The sequence below is a fragment of the Gilliamella sp. Gris3-2 genome (genome assembly GCF_001690345.1).
GTDB classification, from domain to species: Bacteria; Pseudomonadota; Gammaproteobacteria; order Enterobacterales; family Orbaceae; genus Gilliamella; species Gilliamella bombi.
The window spans coordinates 23,301-43,767 of record NZ_LZHB01000058.1; the positions used below are offsets into that span (position 1 = coordinate 23,301).

Sequence of the window (20,467 nt, forward strand, 5' to 3'; positions counted from 1 at the left end):
AAAGTTTCAGAGCAGCTTGTATTTAATTACAAAAACTATTGTATAATAATCAAACACCTTTCAGCATCTAATTCTGGTATAGTCAATTTTATATTTTGTTTAAGTGTAAAACCATCAGCAATAGGATCTATATCGCTTCCTTTTAAAGCATAAAAAAATCCTTGTTCATTAGGAAGATGTTTACACCAACTAAGCATGTCTTGCAATGAAGCAAATGCTCGGCTAATAACTCCATCAAACTTTTTATCGTTATACACTTCTATTCGGCTTTGTATTGGGTTTATATTAGTTAGCTTTAATTCAAACTGAACTTGTTTTAAAAATCGAATACGCTTACCTAAACTATCCACTAAATCAAATTGTTTATCTGGGTTAATTATTGCTAGTGGAACACCTGGTAAACCAGGACCAGTTCCAACATCAATAAAAGTTTTGCCAGTTAAATAGGGCGATACAACTAAACTATCCATGATATGTTTGATTAACATTTCATTAGGATCTCGTACAGCTGTTAAGTTGTAAGTCTTATTCCATTTGTTGAGCATTTCAACATAATGGATCAATTGATCTATTTGTGATTCTGAGATAAAAAGATCGGTTTGATCTATTAGACTAATGAGTTTCTTTTTTAACATAATTTTTCTTTTTTAAATAAACTAGTAACATTGAAATCGCAGCAGGAGTAATTCCTGATATACGCGAAGCTTGTCCTATTGAAATAGGTTTATGTTGTTTTAATTTAGCCACAACTTCGTTCGATAAACCCGATATTTCAGCATAATCAATATGCTCAGGAATAAGCGTTTCTTCATTGCGTTTTTGACGTTCAATTTCTTCTATTTGCAGTTTTATATATCCATCATATTTAACTTGAATTTCAACCTGTTCCGCAGCCTGTGCATCAGACAATCCTGGAGCAAATAATGAAAGCGATTTCAATGTGTTATAACTCATTTCAGGTCGCTTAAGTAGCTCTTCTCCATTGGCTTCTTTAGTCAAATTAGCACTTAATACGGCATTTACTTCGTCAATGCTTTCAATATGAGGATGTACCCATATATCACGTAATCTTGCTCTTTCTTGTTCAATAGCTTCAAATTTTTCGTTAAAACGTTGCCAGCGATAATCATCAACCATGCCCAGCTTGCGACCAATCTCAGTTAAGCGAATATCAGCATTGTCTTCACGTAACATTAAACGATATTCTGCACGCGAGGTAAACATGCGATAAGGTTCGTTAGTGCCAAGAGTACAAAGATCATCAACTAATACCCCTAAATAGGCTTGATCACGGCTTGGATACCATTGATCTTGATCATATACAAAACGTGCTGCATTTAAACCGGCAAGCATTCCTTGAGCTGCGGCTTCTTCATAGCCAGTTGTTCCATTGATCTGTCCTGCTAAAAAGAGACCTTTAATAACTTTACTTTCAAGTGTTGGTTTAAGATCCCTTGGATCAAAATAATCATATTCGATCGCATAACCTGGTCTGACAATATTAGCATTTTCTAATCCTTTCATACTGCGTACAAATGCTAATTGTGTATCGAATGGTAAACTTGTTGAGATCCCATTTGGATATATTTCGTTGCTATCTAATCCTTCAGGCTCTAAATAGATCTGATGAGAATTACGATCCGCAAAACGCATAATTTTGTCTTCAATAGATGGGCAGTATCTTGGACCAACTCCTTCTATAACACCTGTATACATGGGACTACGATCTAAGCTATTTCGAATGATCTCGTGTGTTGTTTCGTTAGTACTTGTTATATAGCAAGGAATTTGTTTAGGATGTTCGCTTGCATTACCTAAAAATGAGAATACAGGAACAGGATCATCACCATATTGTGTGTCTAATTTTGAAAAATCAATTGTTCTAGCATCAATTCGTGGTGGGGTACCAGTTTTTAATCGTCCCATTCTAAATGGATATTGATGAAGTGATTTTGATAAACCGATCGAGGCTGGATCTCCTGTTCGTCCACCACTATAATTATTAAGTCCTATATGGATTTTCCCATCTAAAAAGGTACCTGTTGTTAACACAACAGCTTTAGCTTTAAAGGATACTCCCATTTGGGTTTTTACACCTATGATCTGATCGTTTTCTATGATCACATCTTCAACAGATTGTTGAAATAGCATTAAGTTTTCTTGGTTTTCAAGTGTTTTTCGTATCACTTTGCAATATAGTGATCTATCTGCTTGTGCTCTTGTAGCCCTTACTGCTGGTCCTTTACTACTATTTAAGATCCTAAATTGGATCCCTGCATGATCAATAGCCCTTGCCATTAAACCACCCATTGCATCAATTTCTTTTACCAAGTGGCCTTTACCTATACCACCAATAGCAGGATTACAAGACATTTGTCCTAATGTATTGATATTATGGGTTAAAAGTAGTGTTTTTCGCCCCATTCTTGCTGATGCCATTGCTGCTTCTGTTCCTGCATGACCGCCACCAACAATGATGACATCAAAAAGATCTGGATAAAACATAAAAAGCCTCGTATTTGTTTTGTGTATAGATGATCGCTAATTTAGATCGGGAGATTTGATTTATTCAGGGTAGGAGATTTTACTCATCTTTTTGGTTACGTCAAATGATCTATTAGGATCGCGTTCTAAATAAAATAAGATCTTTTAGATGATCTTTTTATTTTTATTATTATTAGATCGGATCTTTTTTGTTGATAACTCTTTTTTGTGATTATTTTATAGGATCTTATCGATCTGTTCATTCTGTTAATTGATCGGATCTTTTTTTGTTTAAACTTGTGTATAACTATTCTTTTTATCCACAACTGTTTTCTATTTTTAAGTTGTTAGTGCGATCATAACAGCTTGTTATCCTAATTTTTAACAGAGTTATCCACAAAAATTAAGTTTGATTGCTTAAATTTTAACTTTTTGTTGTTTTTATTTTAAACAACACTTTTTGATCGTTTTATTGTTTTTTTGTTTTATTTTTTTATTAACTGTTATCTGTTTGTCTTTTTGTATAAAAGTGATTGATTTTTATAAAAGCAAATTTATACTTAATATGATTTTATTTGTATTGTGAGGTTACTTTATTACTCTTTCACAGTTACCTTTGCCTTTTCCATTATCTAATAATGAAACTTTTGATAGTTTTTATGTAGGTAATAATCGGTTATTGTTTGATTCATTGCAAACCTTGTTAGGTAAAGAGGGATTTAATGTCTTTTATATATGGGCGGCTAGCGTTGCAGGCCGAACTCACCTTTTACATGCGTCAAGCCAAAATAAATTAGCTAGTTATATTCCATTAAAACAACATTACCATTTGGTACCTGAAATTTTACAGGGATTAGAAAATTATGATTTAGTCTGTTTAGATGATATTGATGCAATAGCAGGTCATAGGGATTGGGAAGAGGCTATTTTCGATTTATTTAATCGTTTGACAGAAAAAAATGTGAGTAAATTATTGATAACTGCAAATGCTCCACCTAAACAAATTTCTTTTATATTGCCTGATTTAGTTTCTAGATTATCTTGGGGGCAGGTTTATCAATTAAAAGAACTTAGCGATGATGACAAGCTTAAAGCTTTGCAATTGAGAGCGCAATTAAGTGGATTTGAACTATCAACAGATGTTGGGTTATTTTTATTAAAACGTGTTAATCGCGATATGCGTACATTATTTTCTTTATTAGAAAAGTTTGAAGTAGCAACGTTAGCACAACAACGAAAGCTAACTATTCCTTTTATTAAAAATATTTTGGATTTGTAATATGAGTCATAAACCTGAAGCTATTGTTTTTTTTGATTTAGATGGGACATTGTTTAATAGTCAAATTGATGTATTGTCCAGTTCCCTTAATGCTATAAAAAAATTAAAACATAATAATATTATTCCAGTGATAGCAACTGGTCGAACACCTTGTGAAGTTGCTGATTTAATGCAAAAGACTCAAATTGACTCAATTATTGGTATGAATGGGCAAGTAGTTTTATACAAAGGCGAAAAGGTTTTTACTAATAATATTGATAAAGATGTGATAATGAGAATACATCAGTATTCTAAGCAAAAAACGAATATTCCTTTATCTTTTTATAATGATGAAATGATGTGTATATCTGAGTATAGTCAACCAGCCGAGAAGTTTTATCATTATCTTAGGCAACCAGTTCCTCCTGTTGATGATCAGGTTTATTTAAAATCACCTATTCAGATGCTTTTATTACTTTGTGAATCTGGAGAAGATCTTTATCGAGATGTTTTTCCTGAACTAACCTTTATTCGTAATACCCCTTATTGTGTTGATGTTTTTAATCATGGTGGCTCTAAAGGTTATGGTATTACTCAGTTATTAAAAAATAAAGGGTTCACTGATGTGTCTACTTATGCATTTGGTGATGGTATGAATGATTTTGAAATGTTCCTAACCGTTGATCATCCTATTGCTATGGGTAATGCAGTTGATGAATTAAAAGCAAAAGCCGAGTTTGTTACAGATACTAATAATAATGATGGTATTGCTAAAGCGTTACAAAAATTTGGGTTGATTTGATCGATATTTATATATTTTTTAGTTTATTGATAAATAACCCCCAAATACACAGCTTGGCTTGCGCCAGTTACTTCGGGAATATTTGATGGAATATTGTTGATTCGGCAATAAGCAAGCCAAGCAAAGGCTATTGCCTCCATATCGTCTCCATTTATACCTTTTGTATCGGTTGTTAATACTGACCATGATGGTAATAATGCTGATAATCTTTGCATAATAAGTGGATTTTTAGCACCTCCGCCACAGACTAAAAGTTCGCAAGGTAATTTTTTTAATATAGATAATTTTTTGATTTCATTTGCAATTGATAAAGAGGTTAATTCAACGAGTGTTGCTTGAATATCTTCTGCTTTAAAATCCGTCCCTATTAATTTTTTATGTAACCATGGTAAATTAAATAACTCTCTACCTGTACTTTTAGGTGCTGGTATTTTGAAATAATCTTCATCAAATAATTTATTCAATAAGTCTTGATTAACTTTTCCTGTTTTTGCCCACAGTCCATTTTTATCATAGCTTTTACCTAGGTTTTGATTTATCCAGCAATCAAGCAGTACGTTTCCTGGACCTGTATCGTAACCAATAACAGTATGGTTAGGAATTAATACTGAAATGTTACTAATTCCTCCTATATTCAATACTACACGATTAATTTTTGGATCTTGTAGCACCGCTTTATGAAAAGCGGGGACTAGTGGTGCTCCTTGCCCTCCATAAGCCATATCTTTTCGACGAAAATCAGCTATGGTGGTTATGCCTGTTTTTGCTGCGATAATATTGGCATCGCCAATTTGTTGGGTAAATGGGTTTTTACCGTTTGGTGCATGGTAAATAGTTTGCCCGTGGCAACCAATTGCTTTTATTTGTTGTTTATCAATTTTATTGTCTTTTAAAAATTGATTGATACTATCAGCAAATAATTCACCAAGTTGATGATCTAATTCACCCAAATTTTGTAATGTGGTTTGCTTTGTTTCACATAATGTTAATAATTGCTGCTTTAAGTTGGTGGGCATTGGGTAGCAACTACTAGCTATTGATGTGACATTTTTTGCGGTAATATTAATTATAGCAATATCAATTCCATCCATGCTGGTTCCCGACATTACACCAATATATAAATTTTGCATATATCTATCCTTGTCGAATAATGTTACCTGTTTGAATATTTCTGATTTGAGATGGCTGTAATCTATTACCTGTTTGTCCTTGTAATATTGGAAAATTTTCACCAAATTGGCTAGCGACATCACTTGCTGTTTTACAAGGTGGATAATTCGATAAATTAGCACTGGTTGAAACTATTGGTTTGCCATAAAGATCGCATAGTTTACAAACTAAGGGGTGATTGGTGACTCGTACTGCTATGGTGTCGAATTTACCAGTCAAAAAATAAGGTGTTTTTGTATTTTTAGGAAAAACCCAAGTAACAGGGCCTGGCCAGCTAGTAAGTGCTAACTGTTTTTGTTCATTAGTAATAGCTAATTCATCTATATAAGGGATCAGTTGTTGGTAATGGCTGGCAATTAAAATTAAGCCTTTATCTACTGAACGCTGTTTTAGTTGTAACAGTTTTAATACGGCTGATTCACAATCAGGATCACACCCTAGACCGAAAACAGCCTCGGTAGGGTAAGCAATCACTTCACCATTTTTTAAATAATTATTGATTTCCGATAGCGTTAATAAATTAGCCATAAATTTGAATACGAGCTGAGTACAATTGAGATTTATATTAAACTTAGGTTTTAGGTTTTGCAAATTTGCATGATTCATGCTTTTTAAAACTGGGTAGTTTTAGCATTATGCCCTATGGTCATTCCCAGTTCATTTGTGGAAAATGGTTAGTTGTAAGTTCAACAACTTGTTGCATATTGATAATTTTAAGCCTTGAATCAATAATTTTGCTTATTCCTCGGGCTTCTATATCGCTGTTGATGACGTAACAGTGTTTAGTTTTTTTTATAATATTATTTAATAATGGATTATTTTGTATAGCCAGAATAACGCCATTTTGCCAGAACAATACAACATCTTGAGCTGATATTAATTGTGGATTTATGGCTGATTGGTTTGCTGTTGATATAGTATGTAGCATTATTTTCACTTTTTATACTGAAACGTATAGTTACCTGAAACTTTTTTACAAAATCAAGCTCATTTTGGTTAGTACATCTTTGATGTTATTAGTATATAATAAGAACTATTTATTGAGCAAAGAATTCATCATGAAACCAGTTATTTTAAGCAATGAGCAACAAACGATTTTGTTTGGTAGTAAACTTGCCAAACTATGTTTAAACTATTTGTCCAAGCATGATGATACAATTATTATCTATTTAATAGGTGATCTAGGTGCAGGTAAAACAACTTTTAGTCGTGGTTTTTTGCAACAATTAGGTCATGTAGGTAACGTAAAAAGTCCAACTTATACATTAGTTGAACCCTATCAATTTGATGATTTTTCAGTTTACCATTTTGATTTATATCGGCTTTGCGATCCAGAAGAATTAGAGTATATGGGGATTCGTGAATATTTTTCTTCGCGATCAATTTGTTTGATTGAGTGGCCACAGCAAGCAAATGGGATCTTGCCAAGCGCGGATCTTGAAATTCATTTGACTTATTTGGCGCTTGAACGTACTGCTTGCGTTCAGGCAATAAGCGAAAAAGGCAGCGAGATTATTAATCTATCATAATTGAAATAAACAATATAAAGACAATGAAAAAACTATTCACTTTTTTTATCTTATTACTGCTTTGTAGTTCTGCCTATGCAGCTAAAGTTGTGATTGCCGTTGATGCAGGGCATGGTGGTAAAGATTCCGGCGCAATAGGGAAAAATAAGTTATATGAAAAAACAGTTACGCTTTCTATTGCTAAAAAACTTACCAATTTATTAAATAAAGATCCTAATTTTAAAGGGGTGTTAACCCGTAGCAGTGATAATTTTATTTCTGTTTCACAACGCTCTGAAATCGCTAGAAAAAATAAAGCTAATTTGTTAGTTTCAGTTCACGCCGATGCTGCACCAAATCGGAATGCAACTGGTGCTTCGATCTGGGTATTGTCAACTAAGCGAGCGGACACAGAACTTGGTCGTTGGCTTGAACAAGATGAAAAACAGTCACAATTACTTGGTGGGGCAGGTGATGCGCTTAGCGATGATCATGATCCTCATTTAAGTCAAGCCGTATTAGATCTCCAATTTTCTTATTCTCAACGAGTGGGATATGAGTTAGCAAAACAAGTATTAAAAGAAATGAAAGGGATAACAAAGCTACATAAATCTGCTCCAGAACATGCAAGCTTAGGGGTATTACGTTCACCAGATATTCCATCGATTTTAGTTGAAGTTGGTTTTATCTCTAACGAAGGTGAAGAACGCTTACTAAGTAGTAATGCTTATCAAGATAAGATTGCTAAAGCTATCTATCAAGGTATAAAAAATTACGTTAAACAAAATCCAAAATTTGGAGAACAGCATTAATGGCAATTCATATTCTTTCTCCTCAATTAGCAAATCAAATTGCTGCTGGTGAGGTGGTAGAACGTCCAGCATCAGTCATTAAAGAGTTGGTTGAAAATAGCCTTGATGCGGGAAGTACTCAAATTGATATTGATCTTGAGCAAGGCGGCTGTAGATTAATTCGTATTAGAGATAATGGTTGCGGTATTGCTAAAGATGAATTAGCACTGGCGCTTGCTCGTCATGCGACAAGTAAAATCAGCAAGTTAGATGATTTAGATTCTATTATTAGTCTTGGATTTCGTGGTGAGGCGCTGGCGAGTATAAGTTCAGTTGCAAGATTGACATTAACTTCACGCACAGCAGAACAAACTGAAGCTTGGCAAGTTTATGCTGAAGGGCGAGATATGGAACCGGTGATTAAACCTGCTGCACATCCTGTTGGCTCGACTGTTGAAGTACTTGATTTGTTTTACAATACGCCTGCAAGACGCCGTTTTTTAAAAACAGAAAAAACTGAATTTATGCATATTGAGGAATTCGTTCGGCGTATTGCGCTAGCACGTCCTGATGTTACTTTTAATTTGCAGCATAATAGTAAACTTGTTAAGCAGTACCGTTCATCTACCCTTGAAAAAAGGGTAGAATTGGTATGTGGGCGAGTATTTATGCAAAAAGCAGTCAAATTAGATTGGCAACATGATGATTTGTTCATTCAAGGTTGGGTAACAAGTAGTGAAGTTAGTAATTTGCAATATTTTTATGTTAATGGTCGAGTTATCAAAGATAAATTACTTAATCATGCATTGCGACAAGCCTATATAAGACGTGCGAATGAACAACAAAGTTATGTGGTGTTTTTACAAATAGATCCAAAACAAGTTGATGTTAATGTTCACCCTGCTAAACATGAAGTCCGTTTTCATGAGGCAAGATTGGTTCATGATTTCGTTTATCAAGCTATAGTTATGGCTCTTGAATCGGATTTATCTGTAACAGATGAAAAAGTAACAATAACACCTAATCGGCAAGCAGCTGGAGAAAATATCTTTAATCAACAGACGATTTCTAAGCCTTATCAAGCTAGTAACCAATTACCTAAAAAACCTAGTAATTATGCTAAAGAAAATGCGTTGTATGGTCAGTTAGTTAGCGTTGAATCTTCTTCTCAAAATATTGTACAACTTGAGCCAGAAAAGCCATTTTTATCGGTAGAAGAAAATGAAATAACTGAACCACAAAAAGCGGTTATTGAATCATTATTTCCTAAACGAAATTTACCATTGCAATCATTACAACAGCAGCTTGATAATTCATTATTAGTGACATTTGGACGGGTGTTAACTATTATTCAACCTGATATTGCATTGCTTGAAAAAAATGAAGATAATCAACAAAAATTAATGTTGATGAAGTTGCCTATTGCTCAACAAAAATTCGTTGCGATTAAATTATTGTCACAAGATTCTGAAAAATTGCTTATCCCATTAACAATTTTAATTAATAATAAGGAGCAGAAAGTCCTTTCTTCTTATCAGCCGCAACTAAATTTTTTAGGTTTTGATTTTTATATTGATAAAGCGAAGCTGTATTTGCAAAATGTTCCTAAAATGTTGCGTACTATCAATTGGCAACAATTATTGCCCGCTTTAATTGCTTTTATTTCTGATTCAAAAAATGAAGTTTTAGATCCAACGCAAATAGCGGCTTGGTTAGCTAATCAGTATTATGATAGTGTTACGATGAACTGGAGTGTAGTAAAAGCCATTCAGTTACTAGCTCAATTAGAACAAGTGGATATTAATCTGTTACAACAAGATTCATTTTTATACCCAATTGACATGCAATCTTTAACTCAATCGATTTATCATGAATAAACCAAAAATTATTTCGTTAATGGGGCCAACAGCATCTGGTAAAACGGCATTTGCTATGGCGCTTTATGATCGTTATCCTATTGATATTATTAGCGTCGATTCAGCTCTAATTTATCGTGGTATGGACATTGGTACTGCAAAACCGACTAAAGAAGAGCAACAAAAGTATCCACATAAATTGATTGATATTTGTGATCCTGCAAAAAGTTATTCGGCAGCTAATTTTAGACATGATGCCATTGTGGAAATTGAAAAAACCCTAAAAAAAGGGCGAATTCCATTATTAGTTGGTGGGACAATGCTCTATTTTAAGGCTTTAATTGAAGGGCTTTCACCGCTTCCTGCTGCTGATAGCGTAATTCGTAAGCAAATAGAGGAAAAAGCTAATAAATTAGGTTGGCAAGCGATTCACGAAGAGCTAAAAAAGGTCGATCCAATTTCAGCTGAACGAATTCATCCTAACGATCCTCAGCGGCTTAATCGTGCTTTAGAGGTTTATTTAATTTCAGGCAAAAGTCTAACTGAACTTACACAAGAAAGTGGCGAAACATTACCATACGATATTATGCAATTTGCTATTATGCCGCAAGATCGTTCGCAATTACATGAACGTATTGAACAACGCTTTTTACAGATGTTGGATCAAGGATTTGAAAATGAAGTCAGAGCACTTATGCAGCGATCGGATTTACATTTAAATTTACCTTCTATGCGTTGTGTTGGATATCGTCAAATGTGGGAGTATTTAAATGGTAATACAAGTTATGATGAAATGGTTTTTAAAGGAATTTGCGCTACTCGTCAATTAGCTAAACGACAAATAACATGGCTTCGTGGTTGGAAACAACCTATTACGTGGTTAAACAATGATAATATGGATTCAATATTCCGAAACATATTTTAAGTGATAATTTTTATAGTGGTTTAATAATATACAATTGTAAATTTTTTCGTAGGTAAAGTTATGTATATTAGTGTCAGTATTTAGTATTTTTTTTACCTTTTTAGTTTAAATTTTTTAAAATTTTAGTTATTTGTGCATTAATTATAGTTGATTGGTTTAAGAGAAGCTTTTTTTATGTTATTTTGGTAGATACTAAAGATGTATCTGAAATAGTATGTAAAATACATTAATTATTTATAAATGTATTTATTTTATCTTAATATAATTATTTTTAAAGGATAAACTCATGTCAAAAGGGCAGTCATTACAAGATCCTTATTTAAATTTGCTTCGTAGAGAGCATATTCCTGTCTCAATCTATTTAGTTAATGGTATTAAGTTACAAGGACAAATTGAATCATTTGATCAATTTGTGATTTTGTTAAAAAATACTGTAAGCCAAATGGTATATAAACATGCTATCTCGACAGTCGTACCATCTAGACCTATTTCTGGATTGGTATCTCAATCCGAAGAGGAAAGCGAAAGCTGAATTTCAGTGGAGAATCTGATTGTTTGAGAGATATAAAGGCGGTGAATCTGCCTTATTAGTCCATGTATTCTTCCCTCAAGAGAGCAATATCGAGGATCTTAAAGAGTTTGAAATTTTGGTTTCTTCGGCTCAAATAGATATTCTCGATATTGTAACAACCTCAAGAAAAGTACCTCAAACCAAATATTTTGTAGGTGAAGGTAAAGCTCAAGAAATAGCAGAAAAAGTTAAACAGCTTAATGCTTCTGTTATTTTTGTAAATCATTCTTTAACTCCCTCCCAAGAACGTAATCTAGAGCAATTATGCAAATGTCGTGTTGTTGATAGAACAGGATTGATTCTTGATATTTTTGCTCAAAGAGCCAGAACACATGAAGGTAAATTACAGGTTGAATTAGCACAGTTACAACATCTTTCGACTCGTTTAGTTCGAGGTTGGACGCATTTAGAACGTCAAAAAGGTGGGATAGGTTTACGTGGTCCAGGTGAAACTCAATTAGAAACTGATAGAAGGTTGATTCGTCAACGGATTCAATTAATTTTATCAAGACTTGCTAAAGTTGAAAAACAGCGAAATCAAAATCGTCAATCACGAAATAAAGCAGATCTATCAACAGTCTCTTTTGTTGGCTACACGAATGCAGGTAAATCAACATTATTTAATGCATTAACAAATGCTGATGTATATGCTGCTAATCAGTTATTTGCTACACTCGATCCAACACTTCGTCGAGTTATTGTTGATGATGTCGGTGAAGTTGTTTTAGCTGACACAGTTGGTTTTATTCGTCATTTGCCGCATGATTTAATTGCGGCTTTTAAAGCAACGTTATTAGAAACTCAACAAGCAGCATTGTTATTACATGTTGTTGATGCAGCAGATCCTAATTTATTAGATAATATGCATGCTGTTGATGAAGTTTTGCATGAAATTGATGCGCACGAAATTCCAACATTACTGGTTATGAATAAAATCGATTTGATAGAAGGCAAACAACCAAGTATTGATAGAGATGAAAACGGTATACCAATTCGTGTTTGGATTTCAGCGCAAAATAGTTTAGGATTAGATCAATTATTTATTGCTTTAAAAGAAAGGCTAGCTAAGCAAATACAAGTTTGCCAATTAAACTTACCTGCTTATTTAGCAAGATTAAGAAGTCGTTTATATCAGTTAAATGCGGTAGAAAATGAATTTATTAATGAGGATGGTAGTTTTCATCTAGATGTGAGAATTCCCTCTATAGAATGGAATCGCCTCTGTAAACAAGAACCAGATCTGTTATACTTGATCAATAAGCAAAATAACAACTAATTATCAAATGGAGCATATACAATATGGCGTGGAATCAGCCCGGCAATAACGGACAAGATAACGACCCATGGGGGAATAATAAAAAAAAGCCAACTAATCATTCATCTGATGGTTTATTTGATAAAGTTAAAAAATTATTAAAAAAAAATAATTTCGGTAATAATAATGGTTCCTCTGGAATTAAATTGCCGATGAGTACAACTAAAATTATCATATCTATAATTGCTTTACTTGTTCTAGTTTGGGCAGGAAGTGGATTTTATACCATTAACCAAAATCAACGTGGTGTAATTACTCGCTTCGGTCAAGTTCAATCTGAAATCATTCAACCAGGACTAAATTGGAAGCCAACTTTAATCGATAAAGTGTATATTGTTGATACACAGGGTATTCGAAATTTTAACGAAAAGGGACTTATTGTTACAGCTGGTGAAAATTTGGTTTTTGTTGATATAAATGTGCAATATAGTGTCAGCGATCCTTTAAAATATTTATTTAATGTCACTAATGTAGAAGATAGTTTACGCCAAGCTGCCGATAGCGCCCTTAGAACGGTAGTGGCAAGTTCAAATATTGATGCGATAATTTCTGATGAACGTTCAGCTCTAGAACGTAGTACTAAAGATGAGTTAGTCAATATCATTAGTCCCTATGATATGGGTATTAATATTGTTAATTTGAATTTTCAAGTTGCTCGTCTACCAGATGAAGTGAAAGGTAATGACAATAAAACGCTTCATTCTCAAGACGATAGTGAGCGAGAAATCAAACAAGCTGAAGCTGATAAGGTGAAAAAAATTCAGCAAGCAGAAGAACGTTCAGCAGGAATTTTAGCTGATGCTAATGCTTATAAGGTTAGAGTAGAACTTGAAGCTGCTGGTGATGTGGCTAGTTTTGAAAAAATCTTACCACAATATAAAGTAGCACCAGAAATTACTAAAGAACATTTATATATTGAAACTATGGAAAGAGTATTAACCAAAACCAATAAGATTATAGTGAATGATAAAAGTGGAAATTTAATGGTGTTACCGTTAGAAGTACTATTAAAAAATAAGAGTGAAAAAAATTCTCAAACAATGACGTTATCAAACCAAAATAGTGAATATAATTCCAATATGCTGAGCTCGTCTGAAACAATAAAAGAACAGCCTAAATCAAAGCCGGAATTATCAAAAGAAAATAACAATAACACTAATAACACCATTAAAGTTGGCGAGACTACGCGGACTCCACGGTTTATGGGAAGATAAGGAGAAAAGCATGCGCAAATTATTGGTTCCTATAGTATTAATTTTGATTGGTGTGTTTTTTTCTAGCGCTTATGTTATTGAAGAAGGTACTTGTGGAATAATTTTACGGTTTAATAAAATTATAGGATTATCTGAACCTGGATTACATTTTAAATTTCCAGGAATGGATAATGTAAAAATTGTTGATGCTAAAATCAAAACAACAAATAGTCCTAATAATGTCGGTCAAGAACAAAAATTTAGAACACGTGAAAATAAAGATTTAGTTGTTGATTATTTTGTACAATGGAAGATTGTTGATTTTAATCGATATTATGAAACTATTGCTAGTGGTAATAGTATCGAGAACTTGTTGCTTGCTCGATCAAATGGTTGTTTAAGAACAGAAATTGAAAAATTAAATATCATTGATGTTGTTAATGATACGAATAATAACTCTCATAATTCTATAGTAACCCGTGTAAAAGATATTTTAAATAGCACGGTTAAAGAATTGGATAAAAGTAATTCGATTAAAAATCAAGCTAATAAAGATGAAAAAGCTTTAGAGGTTAATCAAGCGAGTATGAGACCTTTCGGTATTGAAGTTATTGATGTTCGCTTAAAGAAAGTTAATTTTCCTCAAGAAATGTCTAATTCTATTTATGAGAAAATGAAAGCAGAACGAAATAATGTGTTCCAAAATCAACATTTTCAAGGTGTTAAAAGAGCTGATGAAATACGAGCAGAGGCTACACTAGAAGTAACCAAAATATTATCTGAAGCTGAACGTCAATCTCGCTCTATTCGTGGTGAAGGTGATGCGAATGCAATCAAACTTTATGCTGATGCCTTTGGTAAAGATATAGAGTTTTTTAGCTTTATACGAAGGCTAAAAACTTATGAACGAAGCTTTACAGATAATGATATTGTAGTTATTAGCCCTGATAGTGAATTTTTTAAATATATGAAATTAAAATCTGATAATTAACAAAATGAGTAAATAGTCTATGAGTAATAATGTTGTTGTGTTAGGTACACAATGGGGTGATGAAGGAAAAGGTAAAGTTGTTGATTTACTTACGGAAAAAGCAAAGTATGTTGTTCGCTATCAAGGAGGGCATAATGCAGGTCATACATTAGTTATTAATGGTGAAAAAACAGTATTACACTTAATTCCATCAGGAATTTTACGTAATGATGTTATTAGCATTATTGCTAATGGTGTAGTGCTTTGTCCTGATGCTTTGATGAAAGAAATGAAAGAGTTAGAAAATAGTGGTATTCCTGTTAGGGAAAGACTCCTTATCTCTGAATCATGTCCTCTAATTTTGCCTTACCATATTGCATTAGATCAAGCTCGAGAAAAAGCTCGTGGCAATAAAGCTATTGGAACAACAGGGCGTGGTATTGGTCCTGCTTATGAGGATAAAGTTGCTCGCCGTGGACTTCGAGTTGGTGATTTACGTGATCGTCAAGCTTTTGCTGAAAAACTAAAAGATGTGATGGAATATCATAATTTCCAATTAGTCAATTATTACAAAACCGAAGCAGTAGATTATCAAAAAGTTTTAGATGCTACATTAGCTATAGCTGATATTTTAGTTGCTATGATTGCCGATATTCCTGCGCTTTTAGAAGATGCACGAAGAAAAGGTGAAAGAATTATGTTCGAAGGTGCACAAGGTACATTACTTGATATCGATCATGGTACTTATCCTTTTGTAACTTCTTCTAATACTACTGCTGGTGGTGTGGCAACGGGATCTGGTTTTGGTCCGCGTTATGTTGGCTATGTGTTAGGTATTGTTAAAGCTTACTCTACGCGTGTTGGTGCAGGCCCATTCCCTACAGAGCTATTTGATGAAGTTGGTGAGTATCTTTGTAAACAAGGTAATGAATTTGGTGCAACAACAGGTCGTCGCCGTCGTACTGGATGGCTTGATGCAGTTGCTGTGCGTAAAGCGGTACAACTTAATTCTGTTTCAGGATTTTGTTTAACTAAGCTTGATGTGTTAGATGGGCTGAAAGAAGTAAAAATTTGTGTCGGTTACCAATTACCAAATGGTGATGTTATCAAAAATGCTCCAGCTGCCGTTGAAGAGTGGAGCTTAGTTAAACCTGTTTATGAAACTATGCCAGGTTGGAGCGAATCAACTTTTGGTATTAAAAGCTATGATGCACTGCCACAAGCAGCAAAAGCTTATATCAAAAGAATTGAAGAGTTAACCGAAACACCAATTGATATTATTTCAACAGGTCCGGATCGCAATGAAACCATGATTTTACGTGATCCTTATCAAGCTTAATATTGATTAAAAAATCGGGATAATTTTCCCGATTTTTTATTTCTTGAGATATAACGATTAACTGTGTATGAGGGAATTATGGCTAAATTAGGTACTCCTTTATCACCTACTGCAACAAAAGTATTACTTTGTGGTGCAGGAGAGTTAGCTAAAGAAGTGGCGATTGAATTACAACGTTTTGGCTGTGAAGTTATTGCAGTTGATCGATACGCTAATGCGCCAGCAATGCAAGTAGCTCATCGCTATCATACTGTTAATATGCTTGATGGGGATGCTCTAAGAAAAGTCATTGAAGTGGAAAGTCCCGATTATATTGTTCCAGAAATTGAAGCTATTTCCACATCTACATTAGTTGAGTTGGAAAAAGAAGGATTTACTGTTATTCCAACAGCAAAAGCAACGCAATTAACAATGAATCGTGAGGGGATTCGTCGTCTTGCTGCAGAAGAATTAAAACTACCCACTTCACCTTACCGTTTCGCTGAAAACGAATTTGAATATGAACAAATGGTAAAAGAGATCGGTTTTCCATGTTTGATTAAGCCAGTTATGAGCTCTTCGGGTAAAGGTCAATCTTTATTGCGTAGTGAAGTAGATATTAAATCTTCATGGATATATGCTCAAGAGGGAGGGCGCTCTGGTGGAGGTAAAGTAATCATAGAAGGTTTTATTGATTTTGATTACGAGATTACTTTGCTGACTGTTCGGCATATTAACGGAGTTTCATTCTGCGAACCAATTGGCCATCGTCAAGAAAAAGGTGATTATCGAGAATCTTGGCAACCTCAGCAGATGCCTGAAAAAGCATTGAAAAAAGCGAAAAATATTGCAACTAAAATAACAGAAGCATTAGGTGGGCGAGGAGTATTTGGTGTTGAATTATTTGTTAAAGGGGAGCAAGTATGGTTTAGTGAAGTATCACCTCGCCCTCATGATACGGGTATGGTGACGTTAATTTCACAAAACTTATCTGAGTTTGCATTACATGCTAGAGCAATATTAGGATTGCCAATTCCAATTATAGAACAATATGGTGCTTGTGCATCATCAGTCTTATTAATAGAAGGTAATTCAAAACAAATAACTTTCGCTAATATTGATAAAGCATTAAGCGAACCGCAAACTGATTTACGTTTATTTGGTAAACCAGAAGTAAAAGGAACAAGAAGAATGGGTGTTGCGTTAGCTAAAGCATCGACAGTTAAAGAGGCTACTAATAAAGCTATTAATGTGACAAAACAGCTAAAAATAACCCTATAATGCCTAAATTTGTGTAAAAAGCAGTCGTTCAACACAAAAAAATAAAAATTTCTAAAATAGGGGTTGACGTTCACAAGTGAAGTGAGTAATATACGCAACCCTTGAGACAGCGAAGTAAAACAACGAAATGTTGGGTTAGTTGAAAAGCTGTTAGCTCTTTAAAAAGAAGAAACAGACAATCTGTGTGGGCACTTATGAGACAAAAGATTAAAGTCTACGGACTAAAAAATTAAGTCTTGATAAGTGACACTGAAGATTCATTTGAATATGTCAGAGACAGTTATTGAGCATCAAACTTTAAATTGAAGAGTTTGATCATGGCTCAGATTGAACGCTGGCGGCAGGCTTAACACATGCAAGTCGAACGGTAACATGAGTGCTTGCACTTGATGACGAGTGGCGGACGGGTGAGTAAGGTATGGGGATCTGCCGAATGGAGGGGGACAACAGTTGGAAACGACTGCTAATACCGCATAAAGTTGAGAAACCAAAGCATGGGACCTACGGGCCATGCGCCATTTGATGAACCCATATGGGATTAGCTAGTTGGTGAGGTAATGGCTCACCAAGGCGACGATCTCTAGCTGGTCTGAGAGGATGACCAGCCACACTGGAACTGAGACACGGTCCAGACTCCTACGGGAGGCAGCAGTGGGGAATATTGCACAATGGGGGGAACCCTGATGCAGCCATGCCGCGTGTATGAAGAAGGCCTTCGGGTTGTAAAGTACTTTCGGTGATGAGGAAGGTAATGAATCTAATAGGTTTATTAATTGACGTTAATCACAGAAGAAGCACCGGCTAACTCCGTGCCAGCAGCCGCGGTAATACGGAGGGTGCGAGCGTTAATCGGAATGACTGGGCGTAAAGGGCATGTAGGCGGATAATTAAGTTAGGTGTGAAAGCCCTGGGCTCAACCTAGGAATTGCACTTAAAACTGGTTAACTAGAGTATTGTAGAGGAAGGTAGAATTCCACGTGTAGCGGTGAAATGCGTAGAGATGTGGAGGAATACCGGTGGCGAAGGCGGCCTTCTGGACAGATACTGACGCTGAGATGCGAAAGCGTGGGGAGCAAACAGGATTAGATACCCTGGTAGTCCACGCTGTAAACGATGTCGATTTGGAGTTTGTTGCCTAGAGTGATGGGCTCCGAAGCTAACGCGATAAATCGACCGCCTGGGGAGTACGGCCGCAAGGTTAAAACTCAAATGAATTGACGGGGGCCCGCACAAGCGGTGGAGCATGTGGTTTAATTCGATGCAACGCGAAGAACCTTACCTGGTCTTGACATCCACAGAATCTTGTAGAGATACGAGAGTGCCTTCGGGAACTGTGAGACAGGTGCTGCATGGCTGTCGTCAGCTCGTGTTGTGAAATGTTGGGTTAAGTCCCGCAACGAGCGCAACCCTTATCCTTTGTTGCCATCGATTAGGTCGGGAACTCAAAGGAGACTGCCGTTGATAAAGCGGAGGAAGGTGGGGACGACGTCAAGTCATCATGGCCCTTACGACCAGGGCTACACACGTGCTACAATGGCGTATACAAAGGGAGGCGACCTCGCGAGAGTAAGCGGACCTCACAAAGTACGTCTAAGTCCGGATTGGAGTCTGCAACTCGACTCCATGAAGTCGGAATCGCTAGTAATCGTGAATCAGAATGTCACGGTGAATACGTTCCCGGGCCTTGTACACACCGCCCGTCACACCATGGGAGTGGGTTGCACCAGAAGTAGATAGCTTAACCTTCGGGAGGGCGTTTACCACGGTGTGGTTCATGACTGGGGTGAAGTCGTAACAAGGTAACCGTAGGGGAACCTGCGGTTGGATCACCTCCTTACGAAGAGCTCGTGAGTGTTCACACAGATTGTTTGTTTAGAAGAAAGAGTCACTTTATTGGGTCTGTAGCTCAGGTGGTTAGAGCGCACCCCTGATAAGGGTGAGGTCGGTGGTTCAAGTCCACTCAGACCCACCAATTCAATCTTGGTTTTGCTGGTTTTGGCTTTAGCGGGTTGAAGAAGTGAAAACAATGGGGCTATAGCTCAGCTGGGAGAGCGCCTGCCTTGCACGCAGGAGGCCAGCGGTTCGATCCCGCTTAGCTCCACCATTAAAGAAGTCTCTTTTAAAATAAATTATTTTTGTATTTACTTGATTTAGTGTTTAAGTGAATAGAAAGATAAAGCTCTTTAACAATTAGGAACAAGCTGAAAGAAACGAGTTCTCGTTTTTACGAAAGGCTTTTGATTATAGGTTGAGTTAAAGTTTATTGAACTTTAATTGAACAATCTATAAATAAAAAGAGAATAAGTAAGAAAGAGAAGAAAGCGTAATTTAAACCAAGACAACTGTGAGTTGTAAGGTTAAGAAATTAAGCGTACACGGTGGATGCCTAGGCAATCAGAGGCGAAGAAGGACGTGTTAATCTGCGAAAAGCGACGGTAAGCTGATAAAAAGCGTAATAGCCGTCGATGTCCGAATGGGGAAACCCAGTGTAGGAAACTACACTATCATCTAATGAATTCATAGTTAGATGAGGCGAACCGGGAGAACTGAAACATCTAAGTACCCCGAGGAAAAGAAATCAACCGAGATTCCCTGAGTAGCGGCGAGCGAAAGGGGAGGAGCCCAAGCGGGTAGCATAAAGTATTAGTGGAAGCGTCTGGAAAGTCGCACGATAGAGGGTGAAAGTCCCGTACACGAAGGTACGTTATGTGGAAGCTTATAGAGTAGGGCGGGACACGTGATATCCTGTCTGAAGAAGGGGGGACCATCCTCCAAGGCTAAATACTCCTGATTGACCGATAGTGAACCAGTACCGTGAGGGAAAGGCGAAAAGAACCCCGGGAGGGGAGTGAAATAGACCCTGAAACCGTGTACGTACAATCAGTGGGAGCTGTTACCGTTGGGTAATAGTGACTGCGTACCTTTTGTATAATGGGTCAGCGACTTATATTCTGTAGCGAGGTTAACCGAATAGGGGAGCCGAAGGGAAACCGAGTATTAACTGTGCGTTAAGTTGCAGGGTATA

At 35.8% G+C, this 20,467-nt stretch carries 16 protein-coding genes, 2 tRNA genes, 2 rRNA genes and 1 pseudogene; 16 read left to right on the top strand and 5 right to left on the bottom strand.

Going from position 1 to position 20,467, the window contains the following annotated elements; all coding sequences use genetic code 11:
• Window positions 1-35: 35 nt before the first annotated feature.
• Complete coding sequence (rsmG, locus tag A9G32_RS07915) at window positions 36-635, bottom strand: 16S rRNA (guanine(527)-N(7))-methyltransferase RsmG (protein WP_065590781.1); 600 nt, start codon at window positions 633-635, stop codon at window positions 36-38.
• The gene (mnmG, locus tag A9G32_RS07920; protein WP_065590782.1) at window positions 613-2,505 is read right to left on the bottom strand and encodes a tRNA uridine-5-carboxymethylaminomethyl(34) synthesis enzyme MnmG; all 1,893 of its coding nucleotides are present in this window, start codon (window positions 2,503-2,505) and stop codon (window positions 613-615) included. Before mnmG ends, rsmG begins: the two co-directional genes overlap by 23 nt.
• A gap of 574 nt (window positions 2,506-3,079) precedes the next feature.
• Here mnmG and hda point away from each other — a divergent pair.
• Window positions 3,080-3,763: a DnaA inactivator Hda gene (gene hda / locus A9G32_RS07925; RefSeq protein WP_080702332.1), complete on the top strand. Its 684-nt coding sequence runs from the start codon at window positions 3,080-3,082 to the stop codon at window positions 3,761-3,763.
• 1 nt (window position 3,764) lies between these two features.
• Complete coding sequence (locus A9G32_RS07930; RefSeq protein ID WP_065590783.1) at window positions 3,765-4,544, top strand: Cof-type HAD-IIB family hydrolase; 780 nt, start codon at window positions 3,765-3,767, stop codon at window positions 4,542-4,544.
• A 23-nt stretch (window positions 4,545-4,567) separates the two neighbouring features.
• On the opposite strand, the gene A9G32_RS07935 is transcribed toward A9G32_RS07930, so the two are convergent.
• From A9G32_RS07935 to tusB, 3 genes are all read right to left on the bottom strand, one after another.
• Window positions 4,568-5,674: an anhydro-N-acetylmuramic acid kinase gene (locus A9G32_RS07935; RefSeq protein ID WP_065590784.1), complete on the bottom strand. Its 1,107-nt coding sequence runs from the start codon at window positions 5,672-5,674 to the stop codon at window positions 4,568-4,570.
• A 4-nt stretch (window positions 5,675-5,678) separates the two neighbouring features.
• On the bottom strand, window positions 5,679-6,242 hold the full coding sequence (locus A9G32_RS07940; RefSeq protein WP_065590796.1) for a Sua5/YciO/YrdC/YwlC family protein: 564 nt from the start codon (window positions 6,240-6,242) through the stop codon (window positions 5,679-5,681).
• Window positions 6,243-6,360: 118 nt separating this feature from the next.
• The gene (tusB, locus tag A9G32_RS07945) at window positions 6,361-6,642 is read right to left on the bottom strand and encodes a sulfurtransferase complex subunit TusB (protein WP_065590785.1); all 282 of its coding nucleotides are present in this window, start codon (window positions 6,640-6,642) and stop codon (window positions 6,361-6,363) included.
• Between the two features lie 127 nt (window positions 6,643-6,769).
• On the opposite strand from tusB, the gene tsaE reads away from it, so the two are divergent.
• The 14 genes and pseudogenes from tsaE to A9G32_RS08015 form a co-directional block, all read left to right on the top strand.
• A complete protein-coding gene (gene tsaE, locus A9G32_RS07950) occupies window positions 6,770-7,243 on the top strand; it encodes a tRNA (adenosine(37)-N6)-threonylcarbamoyltransferase complex ATPase subunit type 1 TsaE (RefSeq protein WP_065590797.1) in 474 nt (157 codons plus the stop codon).
• Window positions 7,244-7,308: 65 nt separating this feature from the next.
• Window positions 7,309-8,013 (top strand): annotated as a pseudogene (locus A9G32_RS07955) (N-acetylmuramoyl-L-alanine amidase); the annotation flags it as partial.
• A gap of 20 nt (window positions 8,014-8,033) precedes the next feature.
• Entirely contained in the window at window positions 8,034-9,890 is a 1,857-nt protein-coding gene (mutL, locus tag A9G32_RS07960; RefSeq protein WP_065590787.1) for a DNA mismatch repair endonuclease MutL, read from the top strand.
• On the top strand, window positions 9,883-10,794 hold the full coding sequence (miaA, locus tag A9G32_RS07965) for a tRNA (adenosine(37)-N6)-dimethylallyltransferase MiaA (protein ID WP_065590788.1): 912 nt from the start codon (window positions 9,883-9,885) through the stop codon (window positions 10,792-10,794). The genes mutL and miaA overlap by 8 nt, the downstream gene beginning before the upstream one ends.
• A 286-nt stretch (window positions 10,795-11,080) precedes the next feature.
• Window positions 11,081-11,326, top strand: coding sequence for an RNA chaperone Hfq (gene hfq, locus A9G32_RS07970; RefSeq protein WP_065590789.1), 246 nt, complete (start codon window positions 11,081-11,083; stop codon window positions 11,324-11,326).
• Window positions 11,327-11,345: 19 nt separating this feature from the next.
• Complete coding sequence (gene hflX / locus A9G32_RS07975; RefSeq protein WP_065590790.1) at window positions 11,346-12,641, top strand: ribosome rescue GTPase HflX; 1,296 nt, start codon at window positions 11,346-11,348, stop codon at window positions 12,639-12,641.
• A 23-nt stretch (window positions 12,642-12,664) separates the two neighbouring features.
• Entirely contained in the window at window positions 12,665-13,894 is a 1,230-nt protein-coding gene (gene hflK, locus A9G32_RS07980; RefSeq protein WP_065590791.1) for an FtsH protease activity modulator HflK, read from the top strand.
• A 10-nt stretch (window positions 13,895-13,904) separates the two neighbouring features.
• Complete coding sequence (gene hflC / locus A9G32_RS07985) at window positions 13,905-14,864, top strand: protease modulator HflC (RefSeq protein WP_065590792.1); 960 nt, start codon at window positions 13,905-13,907, stop codon at window positions 14,862-14,864.
• A 19-nt stretch (window positions 14,865-14,883) separates the two neighbouring features.
• Window positions 14,884-16,182, top strand: a complete 1,299-nt coding sequence (locus tag A9G32_RS07990; RefSeq protein ID WP_065590793.1) for an adenylosuccinate synthase — start codon at window positions 14,884-14,886, stop codon at window positions 16,180-16,182.
• Between the two features lie 78 nt (window positions 16,183-16,260).
• A complete protein-coding gene (purT, locus tag A9G32_RS07995; RefSeq protein ID WP_065590794.1) occupies window positions 16,261-17,442 on the top strand; it encodes a formate-dependent phosphoribosylglycinamide formyltransferase in 1,182 nt (393 codons plus the stop codon).
• A 299-nt stretch (window positions 17,443-17,741) separates the two neighbouring features.
• Window positions 17,742-19,279, top strand: a 16S ribosomal RNA gene (locus A9G32_RS08000).
• A 58-nt stretch (window positions 19,280-19,337) separates the two neighbouring features.
• Window positions 19,338-19,414, top strand: a tRNA-Ile gene (locus tag A9G32_RS08005).
• 56 nt (window positions 19,415-19,470) lie between these two features.
• Window positions 19,471-19,546, top strand: a tRNA-Ala gene (locus A9G32_RS08010).
• A 251-nt stretch (window positions 19,547-19,797) separates the two neighbouring features.
• Window positions 19,798-20,467: ribosomal RNA gene (locus tag A9G32_RS08015) — 23S ribosomal RNA — on the top strand; the annotation flags it as partial.